12 protein-coding genes are annotated in these 17,114 nt (G+C 51.8%); 4 read left to right on the forward strand and 8 right to left on the reverse strand.

The genetic code is table 11. The features are described from left to right. Positions 1-256: 256 nt before the first annotated feature. The 4 genes from ATJ93_RS12150 to ATJ93_RS12165 are packed head-to-tail and all read left to right on the forward strand — an operon-like array spanning position 257 to position 5,389. The gene (locus ATJ93_RS12150) at positions 257-2,113 is read left to right on the forward strand and encodes a helicase HerA domain-containing protein (protein ID WP_120244884.1); all 1,857 of its coding nucleotides are present in this window, start codon (positions 257-259) and stop codon (positions 2,111-2,113) included. Further along, a complete protein-coding gene (locus tag ATJ93_RS12155; protein WP_120244885.1) occupies positions 2,110-3,078 on the forward strand; it encodes a hypothetical protein in 969 nt (322 codons plus the stop codon). Before ATJ93_RS12150 ends, ATJ93_RS12155 begins: the two co-directional genes overlap by 4 nt. Then, positions 3,075-4,970 carry a type IV secretory system conjugative DNA transfer family protein gene (locus tag ATJ93_RS12160; RefSeq protein WP_120244886.1) on the forward strand — a complete coding sequence of 632 codons (1,896 nt, stop codon included), beginning with the start codon at positions 3,075-3,077 and terminating at the stop codon, positions 4,968-4,970. The genes ATJ93_RS12155 and ATJ93_RS12160 overlap by 4 nt, the downstream gene beginning before the upstream one ends. Beyond that, entirely contained in the window at positions 4,967-5,389 is a 423-nt protein-coding gene (locus tag ATJ93_RS12165) for a hypothetical protein (RefSeq protein ID WP_120244887.1), read from the forward strand. The genes ATJ93_RS12160 and ATJ93_RS12165 overlap by 4 nt, the downstream gene beginning before the upstream one ends. On the opposite strand, the gene ATJ93_RS12170 is transcribed toward ATJ93_RS12165, so the two are convergent. From ATJ93_RS12170 to ATJ93_RS23920, 8 genes are read right to left on the reverse strand one after another with little or no spacing between them, the layout of a single operon-like run. Continuing rightward, the gene (locus ATJ93_RS12170) at positions 5,386-7,026 is read right to left on the reverse strand and encodes an ATP-binding protein (protein WP_120244888.1); all 1,641 of its coding nucleotides are present in this window, start codon (positions 7,024-7,026) and stop codon (positions 5,386-5,388) included. The two genes, ATJ93_RS12165 and ATJ93_RS12170, sit on opposite strands and share 4 nt — an antisense overlap. Positions 7,027-7,029: 3 nt before the next feature. Continuing rightward, positions 7,030-7,644, reverse strand: a complete 615-nt coding sequence (locus tag ATJ93_RS12175) for a hypothetical protein (RefSeq protein ID WP_120244889.1) — start codon at positions 7,642-7,644, stop codon at positions 7,030-7,032. 4 nt (positions 7,645-7,648) lie between these two features. Then, positions 7,649-8,866, reverse strand: a complete 1,218-nt coding sequence (locus ATJ93_RS12180) for a DNA double-strand break repair nuclease NurA (protein WP_170155566.1) — start codon at positions 8,864-8,866, stop codon at positions 7,649-7,651. A 1-nt stretch (position 8,867) separates the two neighbouring features. Beyond that, positions 8,868-11,552: an AAA family ATPase gene (locus ATJ93_RS12185; RefSeq protein WP_120244891.1), complete on the reverse strand. Its 2,685-nt coding sequence runs from the start codon at positions 11,550-11,552 to the stop codon at positions 8,868-8,870. After that, on the reverse strand, positions 11,549-12,922 hold the full coding sequence (locus ATJ93_RS12190) for a metallophosphoesterase family protein (protein ID WP_120244892.1): 1,374 nt from the start codon (positions 12,920-12,922) through the stop codon (positions 11,549-11,551). Before ATJ93_RS12190 ends, ATJ93_RS12185 begins: the two co-directional genes overlap by 4 nt. Positions 12,923-12,948: 26 nt before the next feature. After that, a complete protein-coding gene (locus tag ATJ93_RS12195; RefSeq protein ID WP_120244893.1) occupies positions 12,949-15,240 on the reverse strand; it encodes an argonaute/piwi family protein in 2,292 nt (763 codons plus the stop codon). Further along, entirely contained in the window at positions 15,237-15,968 is a 732-nt protein-coding gene (locus ATJ93_RS12200) for a hypothetical protein (RefSeq protein WP_147376651.1), read from the reverse strand. The genes ATJ93_RS12195 and ATJ93_RS12200 overlap by 4 nt, the downstream gene beginning before the upstream one ends. Beyond that, on the reverse strand, positions 15,946-17,070 hold the full coding sequence (locus tag ATJ93_RS23920; RefSeq protein WP_120244895.1) for a helix-turn-helix domain-containing protein: 1,125 nt from the start codon (positions 17,068-17,070) through the stop codon (positions 15,946-15,948). The genes ATJ93_RS12200 and ATJ93_RS23920 overlap by 23 nt, the downstream gene beginning before the upstream one ends. Positions 17,071-17,114: the final 44 nt, after the last annotated feature.

Below are 17,114 nucleotides of genomic sequence, written 5' to 3' on the forward strand. Positions count from 1 at the left end.
GTGTTCCTGGTGATTTCGATGAACCGGTCCGTTTCTTCGGCTGGTTCACATGGAAGGATTTGGTCCGTCTCGGTATCCCTCTCGTATTGATGTGGTGGATATCGCAAGAAATGGGTGCCTCAGTAAGGCAAACAGTTGCCTTACTTTTCTTTGGCTGGCTGCTGAGCTCGTTGTGGTTCCTGTGGCGGCCGTACAGTGATCCGATAGAGGTGCAGTTGTACCACTTGCTGCGGTGGGTTCTTTCAAAGGTGGTTCCATGAAAAAGTCAATTCGGCCGCCTAAGCTGACTGTGGAACGCACCTATGCTTCGGTTGATGGAGATACGTTGATCGGTGTCCTCCAGGTTGTTCCGGTTAACTTTGAGCTGAAGACAAGGGATGGAAAACACGCCTTGCGGCAGTTCTACCAGGAACTGTTTGACGCGGTCTCCTTCCCTCTCGAGATCTACTCGAGGCAGGTACGGAAAGATCTCGACACGTATATCGACCTTGTTCGTCGAAGAGATGGTTTCGAACGGTTCCGAGAAGAGTATGTGGAGTACTGTCGGCAGCTCTCCCAAGACGGGATCGTAGATACGGAGCATTTCATCGTCGTCCGTGTTTCCAGTGTTAGTAACAGTTCGCTTCAAAAGCTGTACCAACGTCTTCAGACAGTGGCTTCGGCGCTTGTAGGCGGTAGCCCTGATGTTGTACACCTTACAGGGAACGAGCTTCAAAGGTTTATTCGCCGGGAGATAGACAGGAAGCCGGTTGTGACTCGGGAGTTCTGCAGTTTAGGTACCGAAAAATCTCAGGAGTATAGGAAGCTGTTGTATATCTCGGGGTTTCCCTCGGATCTTGATATGGACTGGTTGCTGAGGGTTCTCCGTGTGGATGGGTTGGTGGATGTGACGCAAACGGTCGATCCTGTAAGTATATCGGCGGCAACCCGGAAGCTGAAACGGCACTTAACCAAGTTAAAAGCGGAGATCGCCACCTCCCGTCGAGCTGGCCGCTACGGTGTAAACAACTTGGAGAAGCTGGTGAATGATATCGAATGGTTCCTTGATCTCCTAGCAGATCAGGAATGTACCCCTGTCCGGTACGGCACGTATATCACGGTCCACGGAGCCACTCGAGAAGAGGTGCAGGAGACGTTCGAACAAGTGATCTCTCAGCTCCGAGTATTAGGGCTTGAGGTTAGACAGCCTGGCTACCGTAACGATCACGCCTACTGCACGGACTCCGTATTCTATCCAGATCGGTTGGATGAAACCTTTCTGATGCCATCTCTCTCAGCATCTTCCGGCTTTCCCTTTGGCACACAGCCTTTGGAAGCTGAAAACGGAGTCTTGTACGGGTTTGACGTTGAGGATGGCACTCCGATCCTTCTTGATCGGTTTTCTTGGAGCTCGCATTCAATGACGGTAACAGGCATTCTCGGCTCTGGGAAGAGCTACACGGCCCACCTCGAGTTGATGCGGTCGATGCTTGTCTACCCTGATCTTCGCCTTATTGTATTGGATCCGAAGAAGGAGTACGGTTCCACGGTCAAGGCGTTAGGCGGCGAATCACGGCTTATCGACCAGGGGAACGAGTATAACTTCGACCGTGATATCATCAGCTTCGAACCTCGTGAACGCGGCGAGTTCGAGAACGTTACGGCTTTTGTTGAACTTCTCGACCAGGTCTACTCGAAAGTCTCGAAAGATCAGAGAAAAACATTGGTCCTAGTTGACGAGGCACACAACATTTTAGATGATGACAGGGGTCGGGCCGTTCTCCGGCAGCTCGTTCTCGAGTCTCGAGATTGCAACATCGCGGTCCATATGATTAGTCAAAGTGCGTCACACTTCACAAAGTACCAAGAAGGGAAAGAGATCCTGAAGGAGGTCGTAGGCGAACTGTTCTTCCGGGAAAAGGAAGTCAGCGACTCGATGATCGACTACTATCGACTGTCAGACGAGAAGATATGGCGGTTGAAGAACTTACGGATCGGAGAAGACGCAGGGATCGGCGAAGCACTTCTCCATGTCAACGACGTTATCGACACCAGGATCCGGATTCCGTCTACCGACTTGGAACACCGAGTGATCGAGAATAGCCGTGAACAAGGATTGGAGGTGGTTCGATGAATCTTTTGAAGCAGAGCTACACAGTTGTCGACGAGGACCAAGCGGAACGGTTACAGCATCCGGGTCCGGACTGTTACTACCCTGTCGAAATCCATCCGCCTCGAGACGGAGACGTCCCTTCAACGGTCGACAGATTCGTTCGTGGGATACTTGAGATCCAGACGAAGTTATTGAAGACAAGCAATGTTTCCCCGTTAATTGCTTATGAGATACGGCGGCCGAACCCTGACCAGTTGCGGCTCCAGTTCTGTACTCCCACTAAACGTTTGGATAGAAAGGTACGGACGCATCTCTCTAACACAGTTTCTGGTATAGGGTTCGATACCGGTGTCAATGGGCTTCCCGTCCTCCCCGAGGACACGGTTGGCGGAGGAATACTTACGACAGGCCGGAAAGACAGATTCCCGTTACGGACTGATTTTGACTCACCACCGATCAACAGCCTTGTCGCAGCGCTTCACCGCCATGCGATGATGAATACACGTATAGTGGTCCAGATCCTGTTTCAGCCGATCGCAGGACGGTCACTGAAGGAATGGTGGCGGAAACGCAGAGCGTATCAGACAGCGGGATTCCTTCGGAAAGAGAAGGAGAAGCTCTGGGGCAGTCGGTCGGCCACACCTCGTGAACAGAGCCAGGCAGACCTGGTGGAACGGAAAGCCGGTACACGCGGGTTCTATGTATCGATCCGTTTCGCAGTGATCAGTGCCGGGGAGTATACCGCGTCAAGGGTCAAGGAATTGGCTGGTGCTTTCAACATCTATGAGAACCCGGAAAGCGGGCAGTACCTCAACGCTACTCCGGTCAAAAGCCGGCGGCAGAAACACCTTCTAGGCCTCAACCAGGCTATCGCTGACAGAGAGTTCGGGGGTTACAGCCACCGTTTCCGCGTTTCGACTGAAGAACTAGCCGGGCTCGTATCGGTTCCTGACCGCAATCAGCAAAACCTGGAAACAGCGTTATGACTCCCGAAGAAGCCCGAAAACTGATAGAGAACAGCGGTACAGGTACGACGTACGTCGGTACACACACCAGTATACTCGGAGTCGAGGAAAACATCGGGATTCCTGACGACAAACGTCTGCTCCACGTCCTGAATACCGGGCCAACCGGCTACGGGAAGACCCAGATGATGGTTCATGCTGCGTTACAAGACATCTACAAGGGCCGTGGTGTCTGTATGGCAGTTCCCAAAGGAGAGGCAATCAGACAGGTACTGGGAAAACTACCTAGAAGTCGTTTTGACGACGTTCTCTACCTCGATCCGTCTATTGACCCGGTTCCTTCGATCAACGTGTTAGAGCCGTACATCACAGAAGGAATGACTGAGGCACAGAAGGAGAACCAGAAAGAGATCATCGTCTCTGACCTCATCGACCTGTTCAAGCGGCAGAGTGAGAACTGGGGCGACCGGTTCGGCCGTATCCTTGAAACGTTGCTTAGAGCGCATCTCGACCTCAACATCTATCAAAATGAGACGAACTCGTTGATGGATGTCTTCCGCTGCGTCATCAACCCAGAACAACTCGTGGAGCTTATCGACAGGACAGAAAACACCGTTGTCAGGGAACAGCTCGTCCGTGTGAAGGAGGATCTGTCGAGCTACCATCTGGAACCGCTTCAACGCCGGTTGAACGACTTCATTATGAACTCAACCATACGGAGGATCGTCTCCTCGGAAGAATCTACAGTCAACTTCCGAGACGCGGTCAACCAGGGGAAGATCATCCTCCTCAATATACAGAAAGGCGAAGTCGGTGATACTGTCTCAACACTTATAGCAAGCATCGTGGTCACCAAGATCTGGGCTGCGGCACAGAGCCGTATCACCCAGAAACCCGGGGAGCGGACTCCATTCTACCTGTATATAGACGAACTACAAAACTTCGCCTCGGAAGGATCGGCGGTAGCGAAGATGTTGAGCGAGGCACGGGAGTACCGCCTTGGCTGCTGGCTTGCCACACAGTACCTCTCCAACCTCGACTCGAGTACAATGAGGGAAGCGGTTATCAACAACTGTCGTACCAAGATCGCCTTCAATCCCCTTGGATCCGACAATGAACGCCGACTACTCAACATGTTTACTGGTGTCAACAAAAGGGAGGTAGAAAACCTTGGAAAGTACCGTGCTGTTCTCCAGACACCAGGAGAACAGAAACAACGCTCAGCTATTATCGTCGATACATACCCGCCCTGGGACGGCGACCCCCAACAGACTCAGGAGTTGAAGAAAAGGAGGATAGTGACAGGGACAACTTCTCCCGTCAAAGTGGAAGAGTCGTTAGGTAGAGGCAGAAACGCAGGAGGAGAAAAACACGGAGAACTCCTGAGGAAGGCAAGGAACCTACTTGAGGAACGAGGAATACAGGTCAACCTTCTCTACCAGGGTGAAGGTGACAGCAAGCCTGATGCAAAGGTATCTCTCCCCAATGGTTCAGTAGCTCATCTTGAGGCAGAAACTGGTACTCTGACGAAGCCGGCGAAAGTGCTGAAGAACTTCAAGAGAGCGGTCGAAAACGATGCGGAGTGCATCTTCGTTGTTGAACAGGGTAACGCAGCTAAACTACGGAGTATCGTTGAGGACCCTGTCAACCGTAATGGGGACAAGTACGAGGATGAGTTCGGCAGTTACAGCTACTACACTGATGACGGCGACGAGTTCACCGATACCGAACTGATTCTGGATGGTGAGTACCGGGTTATTGAGATCAGTGAGAACGATCTTACAGTCCACAACAATATATCGGAGTGTCCTGAACTCGAGCACCAATCTCGGGAGGATTTGGAGCAGTTCTGTCTCTACCGGGAAGATGACGGGTTCTGTACTGAGTTGGAACAGAGGTGTGTTTTCAAATGAGAGGGGATGAGTTGCCGTTAAGGGAGGAAGATATCGATGTCCTTGTCGAGATCAGTCACGGGAAAGATCTCCAGGAGATCACTTCGACTACGGTCTACGACAACGGGCAGGTAAACCACTGCTTCAGAAAACTCGAGGAACTCGACCTGATCCAGGTGGACCGGCCTGACGGCTATACAACCAGATCTGTAAACGGTCAGAAACGGACATTTCGGACGCCGAAGAGAGGTACATTGACGAATAAAGGCGAAGAAGTCGTGTCGGACCTAGAAAGGGACAGGGAGAGGTATGAGAGTTGGAGTCGAGAAGAACTTGTCCGAGAGGTCCAGGAGTTGAAACAGCAACTCAACGAGTTTGAAACCCGGTTCCAGACCTTCAAAGAGCAGGTGAGAACCCGGTTTAATGAAGAAAGGGATTAGATCAGGGCGTCTCTGTCTTCGACTCCTTCCTCTTCGTCCGCTTCAGTAAGTCCGGAGGGTTCCGTGTCTTGACCGTTCCAGGCGTCAGTCCAGAGTTCTGTGGCGGGAAGGCTTTCCGCCTCGTGGCTGGTATACCGTTCACGTATCTGTGCTAGGAACGGGGTGTTCACGCTGTCACCGGCGATGATTGCTTGACCTGGTGTAAGGCCGGGAAGCTCATCCAGAAGGTCTTCTCCGACATCTTCAACCCCTTTCTTCACAGCGTCCTGATCTAAGGGGTTCTGTATCTGCATGATGATCTGGGTCTTACACTGTGAGAGGACGTCGTCATCTATCTTGCTCGGACGTTGACTGATGATACCGACTCCGATACCGAACTTGCGGCCTTCGCTTAGGATCGTTCCCAAGATGCCTAGTGAGCGGGCGTCACCGTCGGCAGGGGCGAACCTGTGGCCTTCTTCTAAAAGTGTGAAGACAGGGAAATCAAGCTCGCTGTCCCTACCCTTTACGTGTTCTACCCGTGCATGGTTGATCTTTCTGAACAAGACGCTGAGAAGCATCTGTTGGTCACGGAGATCAAGGGTGTCGAGCTGGAGCACGGTGCATCGACCGGGTTGAAGTAGTTCTGGGAGTGAGAGATGCTTGCTGTGGTGGAAGAGGTCGCCGCCAAGTGCTTTCTCGATACGCCAGTCCAGGGCGCGGGCGCTACTCTCTAATCCTTTCTCTTTCCCGACCTCTTGGCACTTCTGCTGGAGATCGTTGGTCGAGATGTATTCGCTGTTGCCGTCACTACCTGACTGAAGTTCATCCCATGCTTCTGCCAGTACTTGTTCCTGAGCGTCCGATGGGTCGTCAAGCAGCGAGAACAGGTCGGAGACCGTGAGTTCGGAGATACGGATATGGATATCTTCAGGTTTTATCTTCTTGACCTCCGGACTGTACCCATCGTCTCCCTGAAACCGGTCGTCAGTCTCCATCTCTTGGAGTGATCCGTACTCGCCGTGTGGATCTGCGATAAGGATGGAAGCGCGGGAATCCGGCTGCATCATCTCTTCGATCAGGACAGAAGAGGTGTAGGATTTCCCGCTGCCGGTCGAGGCTAACACCGAAAGGTGGGTCGATGCGAAGTTGTCTATCGGGAGATCGATCTGTGTCTTTCCTGGCGGTCTGTGAAGCAGTTCTCCGATACGTGCGGAGCCTTCCTCCTCTGGGTCGACGTCTGTCAGATACTCCTCTAGGTCTGTATCTGAAGCGAGTTCAATAGTTGTCCCGGGCTGGGGAACGATACGGGGGTTGGTGAAGTCACCAAGCTTTTCATCGAAGTATCCGATGATGGTCGCCGTTATTTTGTAGAGGTCGACACCTTCTGTTGAGATACCGAGTCTACGGGCGACGGACTCCGGAGAGACACCGGGGTCGGCCATGAAGTTGTCTGGGAAGCCTCGTTTCTGCTCACGGCTGGTTACCCGGGCGAAAATCTTCTTCTTCTCCTCTACGAGATCGCCATCGTCGTTTTCTACAGTAACGCTGCTTTCGTAGAAGATGAACTCACCTGTCTTCAACTCGGTATCGTCAGGTGTAACGAATACGAATTCGTTAGCCTGTTCTCCTGGTTCACAGACTATTCCAACGGTCATCGTTTACATCCCCTCCATCTTGGTTTCCCATTCCAGATTTTTCTGTATCACATCGAGTGCGTCAGCCTCCTCAGGCCGTTTCTGTTTCAGTTGGTCCAGTATCTGTGATAGAATATCTTCAGCGAACCCGCCAGCTACGTCCACGATCCTCTGGTAGTATTCTAGGTGGAGTTCGTCGTTCAGTTCGTGGAACCGGACAACCTGGTCTTCCGGAAGCTTCCGGACGACGTCATCGACCTCTAAGGTCCATCGGGGGATCGAGTGGTCTGCCTCAACGATTTCACCGTCCTCCAGGTCTGCGTGTCCAAGGATGGCGATACCTGTCAGTATCTGTTTTTCGTCGACGTAGCTGGGCTGGAACACGTTCTGCTCTTCTGGCTGTGCAAGTCGTGGCCCCGTCCGTCCCTGGTCAGGATCTACGATCTGGGTGTCGTAGATAACGCCTATGAAGGCGCATTCTTGGTTTTCGATTGTCTTTTTGATGTAGACGAACTCGCCGAACTCGTAATCGGTGGGGTTCGGGGAGTTTTCACGCATTCGTTCTGTGTAGATCTCACAGATGTAATCGATGTGTGAGTTTGATCCAATGATTTTCCCGATTTCAGTGTTGTCTGTCATATTTTTATCGTCGCCTCCGTTTTTTGCTGAGTGCTTTGCTGTCCCATTTGATGTCAATATTATGTTCGTTCGAAAAGTCTTGGAACATCCGTAGGAACTCCTCCCGTTCCTGCTTGCTGATAACGGCGTCTGCGTCAACCGCTTGTAGTATCTCCGGGTATCCACGGCCGATCCCACATTCTGCGCGGAGCGCTGAGAGAACGTGGTCTACCAATCCTTCGCGGTAGATCCACCGTGGGAAGTCCACCCGATCCATCTGCGGACCGGGACCGATGTTGAGGTATGTAAATAGGATGTCTTCTGAAAAGTCGTAGCTTTCTCCACGGTAGGTCGCAGTAAGCCAGTTGAGAGAGTTATCTCGCCGTGAGTTGAAGATGATGGAGCGGTCTCCCCAGTTTTCCATGAACTCGTTTAATACCTGGTAGTCTCGAAGTGTGACGTTGGTATCAGCGAGTTCAAGCGATTCAAGCATTTTGGCGAGATCACTGGCTTTTGAACCGGCGGTATAGCCAACAACCGGGACTTTGTGGTGTTTGCTGGCGGCTAAGACTTTGGCCAGTGATTCGATATACCGTTTCTGCGTACTGTCATTGAACATCTGAGCGAACGAGAGGATTAACGGCCCGTCGTACATGACGACAGGCGGTGTCTCGTCCTCACTGTGTTCTTCAATCCGGTTGGCAAGTACCTCCATTTCGGATTCAAACCGGGTGAGAGAGGTCTCCTCATCGTCGATAAGGATATGACCGCTTTCCGGATCCTCGTACAGAAGGTCTTCAGGTGTCAGGACTTCTGTTTCGACACCTCGTTGGTAATCCCCGTCTATTGTATGGTTATTAGCCATCCAGACAGCTTGGACAAGGGCAACAGGCTGTTCAAACTCTGTCACCGGATCGATCTGTGAGCCGTCTGCGGCGATAGTAGTCGTGTTCTCGAGGTGGCTTCGAGCCCAGTCGTTAACCGCTTCATGTGACTCCCAGTCCTTACTGTCCTCAAACGGGACGATCAAACCGTCTTGTTCGTTGAGTTCTTCTGTAGGAAGTGCGCCGGGGAGCGTGTAGTCGGCTAACTCCTCTTCGATCTCTGTTTTCGTATAGTCGGTGGTGGCTGACGTAGCTGCTTGACGGTACTCCTCGATCACTTCGTCTTGAACTGATTTGCCCTCGAACTCGCTTCGTTTATTCTCGAGGTCTTGAGCCACGTGTTTCCTGTAAAGCGGCATCCTACTGATCCACCACCTTTGAAGCTCCATTCTGTTTTTCAACAGCGATCACGTGTTCCGTCATCGACTCAAAGGTATCATCGTGACTGACGACGGTCAACTGCTCGAAACCGTTGAGTTCCTGGATCTGGTCGACGAGGTTGCCCTTCTTCTCGCTGTCGAGGTTGGTCGTCGGTTCATCCAGGAAGACGATATCAACGTCACTCAAGAGCTGAAGGATCGCCAGTCTTACAGCGAGTGCAGCGCTCATCTTTTCACCGCCGCTGAGTTTCTGGAACGGTTTCCGCTGGTCGTTTTCTTCGACAATAATTTTGTAGTCTTTCCGCCACTCCAGTTTCTCACCGGGATTGCCTCGAAGCTGGCGGTAGATCCGGTCTGCTTCCTTCGAGATCTTCTTGATCATGACTTCTCGGACCTGTTCACCGGCGTCCCTCATCTTGGTCCGGAGGAACTCCCCGTACTCCAGATCCTTCTTGAGTTCTGTGTATTCGTCTTCCTTCTCCTCGAGATCCTGCTTCGCTTCTTCCATCTCCTCGATCTCGTCCTCCAGGTCATCCACCTGGCCTTCTTTCTCCTCAATCCGGGTTTCGTACTCCCGAATATCGCCTTTCAAGTCATCGACTTCTGACTCCAGCTGTTCCAGTTCTTCTGGATCAAGCTGTTCTTCTTTCTCACTGAGCTGGTCCTCAAACTCTTCAACCTCTGACTCGAGGCCTTCAATTTCCTGTTCGAGATCGTCTACCCGTTCCTGTCTTTCCTCGACCTTTTCCGCTGTTTCTTCCTTGCTGACGTACTTCCGGTGGTCGTCCTCAAGCTCGTCTAAACGGTCCTCGATCTCCTCGATCTTTGTTTCAATATCCCCGAACTCATCCAGTTCGTCCTGTTTCTCTTCCTTCTTCTCCTCCCATTCTTCTAACTCCTCTTCGACCTCCTCAAGGCCGGACTCCGCATCCTTGTTGTTCTGGTAGGTGACTTCTGCTTCCTTGTAATCGGAGCGTGGGTCGTCCAGTTCCTCCAGTTCAGACTCAACCTTGTCTTTGGAGTCGATTTCTTCCTCCAAGCTTTTGATCTCCTTCTTGATCTCCTTGATCTCCGTTTCCTGCTCCTGTTTCTCCTCCTGTTTCTCTTTGAGTTGAGGGTTGAGGTCGTCAAGACGCTGGACCTGCCGTTGAGCTTCTTCGGCCTCTTCAATCTCCTCTTCTAACTCCTCAAGCTTGGAGTCGATTTCCTGAATCCTGTTCTCAGCACTCTCCTTCTCCTCCCGTTTTTCGGTTAGGACTTTTTGCCGGTGTTCCGCATCTAAATCCTGGCCACAGGTCGGGCAGTCGGCGCCTTCTGCGTCTTCAAGGATAGAGATCGCCTCTTTGTAGTCGTCGATATTCGCTTCGAGACGGGACTTCTCATCACGGAATTCCTGTTCTTTCTCTTCAAGACTCTCCAGCTTTTCCGCTGTCTCCTTCTTTTCCTTGATCTCCTCTATTTCCTTCTCGAGATCCTTTATCTCCGTCTCCAGCTCGTCTAACTCGTCTTCAGCGTCTTCTAAGTCGGTTTTCAGTTCCTCGATCTTATCTTCCTTATCTTCAATCCCGTCTAACTTGTCTTCTAACTCTTTCTGACGCTTCTTCTTATCTTCCAACTCATCCATCTTCTCCTGCGCTTTTTCGGCCTTCTCGACTTGTTCCTCCAGGTTCTCCTTTTTCGCCTCTAACTGGCTGATCTTTTTCTCGATCTCTGTGATCCGATCCTCTACGTCGTCTTTCTCCTGTTTTCTCTCACGTAGCTTTTCCAGTTCCTCGTCTTTCTCTTCATACTCCTCGTATGCATCCTCGACCTCGTCGATGATTTCCTGGGCTTCCTCCGCTTCCTCTAATGCTTTTTCCGCTTCTCCCAAGCTTTCTTCCCGGTTCTCTATAGTATTCTCTTTCTCCTTGATCTTCTTTTCCAGCTCCTCGATCTCATCATCTATTTCTTGAAGCGTTTCCAGACGATCTTCCTTGTCCTCTAACTGCTCCTCAGCATCTTCTAGATCGGTTTCCAGCTCCTCGATATCATCCTCGAGATCGTCTTTCTCCTCCCGGGTTTCTTCAAGTCCTTCAACCTGTGCGTGGAGTCCTTCAAGATCCTTCTCTATCTCGTTGATTTCCTTACGGAGCTCATCGTTTACGTCTTTGAGCTCGCTCCAGAGATCGTCGTAGACATCGACGTCGAGAAGCGGGTTGAAAACGCCTTCCCGTTTCGACTGGCTTTTCGCGAAGTCGTTTGTGAACTGTGTTTGTGGAACCCCGATACTGGACTTCCAAAGCTTTTCAAGACTGTTAGACTCGGGGACGCCAAGATGTTCTTTCAGCCATTGTACCCGTTCGTCCTTGTCGGTTAGATCCAGTTTGTTCCCATCCTCGTCGAGGATTCGGTGTATGGATCGGTCGGCGTACCGTTCGACAGTGTACTCCTTCCCGTTCTTGTTGGAGATGAACTTGACCGCGACTTTTCCACTGTTTTCCCCGTCTCTCACGAATTCGGACTGGGTGAGGCGGAGATGGTCGAATAATGCGAACCCGACAGCTTCCTGGACGGTGGATTTGCCTGCGCCGTTCTGTCCGATGACTGCGTTTACGCCTTCAGTGAGTTTGATAGTGCCTTGTTTGTAGCTCTTGATGTTGGATAAGTCGACTTCAGTAATCTTCATTCGTTGTCACCTCCGGTTTCAGGGAACAGTTCGCGGCGGCGTTCTTTGACGGTTTCAGCGACTGACTCCGGTGAATCACCGGCTAACAAGCTGTTCTTTACCGAGGAAAGGGTTTCTGCGACGCCCTCGACATCGGTTTCGTACCGGGAGTCTTGACCGGCTAGCTGCTGGAAAACAGCGTGTTCTAGCTTGTCTCTATCGATCTGGCCGTCCTCGTTCTGTATCTCCTCTTCGCCTTCTTCGAGGTCTTGGATGACGCTGATGGCTTCCCGTGACTCGGTTGCGTCTTTCAAGCTGACGTGTAACGCATCGGTTTTCTGTTCGACGATCTCACGGATCCGTTCGATATCCAGCTGGGACCGGTTGAAGTTGAGGAGGCCTTCGAGGTGAAGGTCGATAACCGGGTTCCGTGGCTGTCCTTGATTGGTGTACCGATCTTTCTGCTGTACTTGTTGAAGACCCGGGATTTCATCCATAACCTTCTGTTTGAAGCCTTGTTCGAGTTCCTCCGGTGTGTCGTACTGGTCGACCTCGAAGTCGATTCTGTAGAAGGGACGGCGTTTCGAGAGGCGGTGTTCAGCCTCAAAGCTTCCGTCCGGTTCAACATCAACAAGGTAGTATCCGAGGTCCCACCGTGCCTGTCGTGTGTTATGTGCTTCAGGAGAGCCAGGGTTGAAGATCCAGTCGCCGTGGCTGTACTGTTTATGGAGGTGGCCGAGTCCGAGGTAGTCGACTAGTTCTTCGACCGGTTCAAGCTGGTTGTATGAGATGCCGCCGCTCATCCCGGGAATATGGCCTTCGATGCCGAAGTGGCCGAGGAGAACGGTGGTATCGGGTTCGCCCTTCTCTTCGTTGACCTGGCGGATTCCTTCCGCAACGGTTTCTAGGTACCGTCCGGTTTGTTGGCCAAGGTACTGAAGCCCGAATATCCTGACACCGTTTATCTCGATGTAGCCTGATGAGGTTCCAGGGTTCTCCGGGTCGTGTTCCTCAAATACTGGGCCATCGCCATCGAGATCGGCGTTCAGCAGCACCAGGTTTTCCTTGGTATGAAGGTATTCGAGCCAGTGAAGATCTTCTTTGTAGAGCTTGGCATCGTGGTTTCCCCGAATACCGACGACCGGGATATCTTCTTCACGTAGTTTTTCGAGTCCTCTCTCTGCGTCACTGAGGGCGAGTGCGTTAACGTTCTTGTTGTGGAAGAGATCGCCGCCGAAGACCGTGAAGTCTACGTCGTGTTCAATGGCTTGGTGGATCACCCAGTTGTAGGTAAGGTTCATGTCGTCCCGCCGTTTCTTCAGGTTGTACTGTCGGTGCCCGATATGGGCGTCCGAGAAGTGGAGGAACCGCGTATTGTTTGATTTTGACATATTTTAGACCTCTTTTCCTTAGTGTCTTAAATCATTGCCATATTTTCCGGGATATCGATTCCTGCGGACAGATTTTCTCCTAGGTTTTGGGTGAGTATCTGTGGAAGCGCGTACTTGCCTTGTTTAAAGACTGAGGACCAGTTGAGATGGCTGAGAGCGTAATATTCCTTCAACAGGTGTTCCGCGGAGGGTTGAGGTATGTCCTCCCTGTTGAGGGAGACGTGGTCTTTCGCAGTGATCTCGAGTGGTTGAGCGGTTCCACGATCCGGTTTGTGGGAGACGAGGAGCCCGCTGTCGTCTCCGTACATGACTGCGCTTCCACCTGAGGCGTTGGTGAACCGTGTTCCATCTCGTGAGATCAGGCGTTTGTTCGGCGACTTGTTCACGCTGATCACGTCGATGATCATATCGTCGGGAAGCAGGCTGTCTTCCTCCAGAATCTGTTTGATCGGCCGCTTGTTCTCGCTGGGAACCCCTTCCCGGATCACTTCTTTCATCATCCGCTGTTCCTTCCAGGAGATCTTCCCGTCCTTTGCGAAGACGAGGCGTTCGAAGTGGAACGGTTTCTCACCGCTGGATTCCTGTCTTCTATGGAAGGCTGAAACCTTTCTCAAGAGTTCGTTCAGGATGTCGTGGAACACAGATTCCTTCAAACGTTCTCCGCCACTCGGCTGTGAACCGGTTGCGATGTACCGTCCGTAGGAGTCGGTAGTGGCGCTGTACGCAGTGGCTGCGGACTTCTTGTCAGGCCTCCGGGAGACGTCGTGGTATGCGTAACAGGTGCTTCCCGGCGTTACACCTGGTATATGGGCGTCCGCGGGTTCATCAAGTATCCAGACAGCGGATCCGACGTTCCCGAGTTTGACGTAGACTTGGGAAGAGGTGTTCACCCCGATGAAGTATCCGTTATCATTAGCGAGCTTGACCACGTTCTTGTACTCGATTCCCTGGGCAGGGACAGGACTGCTTCCGAACAACCGTTCGAACAGTTTTCCCCGTGCTTGGAAGTAGACATCTGACTGCTGGCCGGGAAGAACGACGAAAGCCAACAGATCGGAGTCTACTTGATCGAGCTCGGAACGGATCTCGGTTATCCTGTTGGCGTATGCGTTACTGTTCTGGCTTCCGACGTCGATGATCCCGTTGTCACCGACTTCCGTACACCGTTCTATACTGCCGAGGTTTAGCTGGCTGTAGATCGATTCGAGCTCTTTGAATCCCCGGTCGATTTCCGGTCCGTTCTGTGGAGTGATTACGACGTACTTACCATTGACCTGGTCAGCATATGGACCGTGGTTTTTCAAAGCGGTATGGAGGTCGGTGACACTGGTTTTGAAACCGTCTCCGAGACGGACGTCGAATTCGTAAGCGTTCCTGAACTTTTCAGTCTTGAACCCGAGTTCGGAAGTGGTGGTGAGTTTGCTGAAGTCGGCTTCTTCGCCGCCGAACTTCATGGAGCCGAAGCAACTTTCCACCATGTTGGCGGCTTCAGACACCCGTGTCTTCGGATCTTTCTTGAGTTCGTCAGGAAGACTGCGGCCTCTGCTGTAGCTGCTGAAGACGCAGGACCGTGGGTACGGTAGCTCCTTGTCGAAGGATGGAACGTAGATATTGACCATCTCTTCGTCCGGGTCCACGAACCCGATATCGTGTTTCTTCTTCCAGTATTTCGGGGTCGGGTATGTTTTGCCGTTGAGCTCGAATGATTTCTCCGAGGCGGTGACTCCTGCCCGCCCGGTTAACCGGCCTCCTCTCCAGCTCGGAAGGATCTGGACGTTGACCTGGGAATCGGTTCTGTCTGCTTCCTCGATTTCTTTCTCGGTCAACGTCTCCATGATACGGGTGCAGGGATCTACCGCTACCGTGGCTTTCCCGTTGATGTACTCCGCCTGTATCTCGTATGCTTCTTTGAAGTCGGTATCCTCATTCAATAGGTCGTCAACCTTGACGTACTTCCGACCGACTTTCTGGAACCCGTTTTCCGCGAGATGGGTGCGGACGCGGTGTTTCCAGGCCTCTTTCAGTTCATACAGTGTTGCGTCGGTCTCGCTGTGGAACTCCGGTTTGAACGAGTTGTAGATCGATGAGACCGCTGTCAGGTAGCTGCGGTCCGGGTCGATCAACGTAATATCTGCTTCTGTGTCTCGAGGTGCTAATGTGCAGTCGATCCCGTTCTTGTTGAGGTTAGAGATGATCGACTGGAGGAAGGAGATCCTGTCCTTTCTCTCATCGACAGGTAGTCCTTTCATTGAGACACGGCGCACCTTAGCACCCTTTTCGGGCGAGTTCCGCATCTGGAAGATGTTGGTGAACATCATCTGTCGACACCTCGCAGCGTCTTCTGGAACGTTTCAACGCCTAGGCTGGAAACCACTTCATCCGTGATGTACCGGAGGATCTCTACCTGAACGTCTTCAGGTATCTTTCTGCCGTGGACCGTGACCTTCCCTTTCTCGTAGAAGCTGACGTTGTAGATCGCTTTGTCGGGGAGATCGACCTTGACCTTCTCCAACGGTTCGGATCCGTACTTCTCCCAAAAGCTCGTGTCCTGTAAGCCGGGGAGGTACCGTGCTGAAACGTTGTCGGGTCTCTGGCTGGACGGTGCGAAGTCTGCTTCACGGACCTTGTCCGACCGGTCTACAATACTGTGTAATGTATCGCGGTCAAACTCCACAGGTTCGTAGAAGATGTCCTCATTGAGGAGGTCCGCAACCGTTTGAACGACTTCGTTCTCAACGTCCTTGTTGGGAAGGTTGGCGTCGTAGGCCACGTACCCGTTTCCGAGGAAGATGATGGGGTACATGTCCGCGACTTTGATCTCTTCATCATCGCCTTCTAGAGTGGTTACTTCGGTTTTCTCCTCTTTCGCGTACTCGACGTAACACATCCCGTCTTGGAACGTTTCAAAGGTTCGTGGCAAGGTGCCAGACCGTAGTTCCTCGGATGATTCCAAGGCGGACATGTGTTCTACACGGTTTTGAAGGGTTTCAAGGTCGATTCCGTCTTCTTGAAGTGGAAGGATTTTATAACTCGCCATGGTACTCACTGGTTTGATTTATTCTAGTCTGGATGAATGGTTTGACTGGTTCTTTGATCTGGTAGTATGCTGAACGCCCCTGCTTCTCTGACTCAACTAACCCCGCTGATCGGAGGTCTTTCAGGTGGTAGGATACGGTGGACTTGTCGCGATCGATCAGGTCCACGAGCTGTGATGGACGTATCCCGCTCTTGTCGTGCCATAGGACCATGTGTGTCAGTATTGTTAGTTTAGTTTCCGACAGGTCGTACACTTCCTCTTCCAATCCAACTAGGTTCATCTTCTCCGCTGCGGCGTCCACAGCTTCTGCATCACCGATCTCCGTCTCTTTCAGGAACGTCTCTCTCAGCGTCTCCAACGCCAGTAGGGTGAAAAGCCGTGGAATACCGGAGCTGTAACCGTGGATCTTCTGGAGAAGTGCCTCTGGGAGCTCCAGCCCGTCATCGGCCACTACTCTGAATATCTGTTCTAAGGCGTCAACCGTCTCGTCTTCCTGGAAAGAGGTGAGGTGGATCTCTTTGGACGCTGGAACCACGTCTTCAACGTCTTCCCGGTGATGGTTCCAGTACTCCGGCGTCCAAGAGGTGAGGAATAAGGCGTCATCGACGACAGTATCGATCACGCGCAGTGCTTCAGTCAGGCTCTCTATCCGTTTCCATTCGCAGTTATCGATGAAGATGACAACTTTCTCGAGGTCACGGAGTTCATCCCGTATCTCGAATATCTGCTCTTCTTCGTCTTCGATATCGGTGAATCTGTCTGCCTTAAGATACTTCTGTGTGATCTCCGGTTCTGTCTGTTTGAGAAGGTGCTGTACAGTGTGGAGAAACTGGGTCTTCCCTATTCCGGAGACTCCAATTATCGGTAGGTGGTAGATGTTGCTTCTCTGCGAGAAAAAGCCGAGGTATTCAGCAGTAGATTCAAGCTGTTCCTCGTGATTAACCGTTTTTTCCGGGTTTTCGTAGAAGTACTTAGTGAGATACTCTATACTACTTTTGTTCGGATCGATTCCTTTGTCCTGTAGCCAGGTCTCGTAGTTGCTGACCTGGCCTTTTTGGCCTCTCTGAAAGGCTTCTTCGAACCGATTCAGCTTGTCAGATTCATCAACCATATCTCAAACCACTACTGTCTTTTCAAACTATACTTCTACCACCA

The sequence above is a fragment of the Halopiger aswanensis genome (assembly GCF_003610195.1).
Taxonomy (GTDB): Archaea; Halobacteriota; Halobacteria; order Halobacteriales; family Natrialbaceae; genus Halopiger; species Halopiger aswanensis.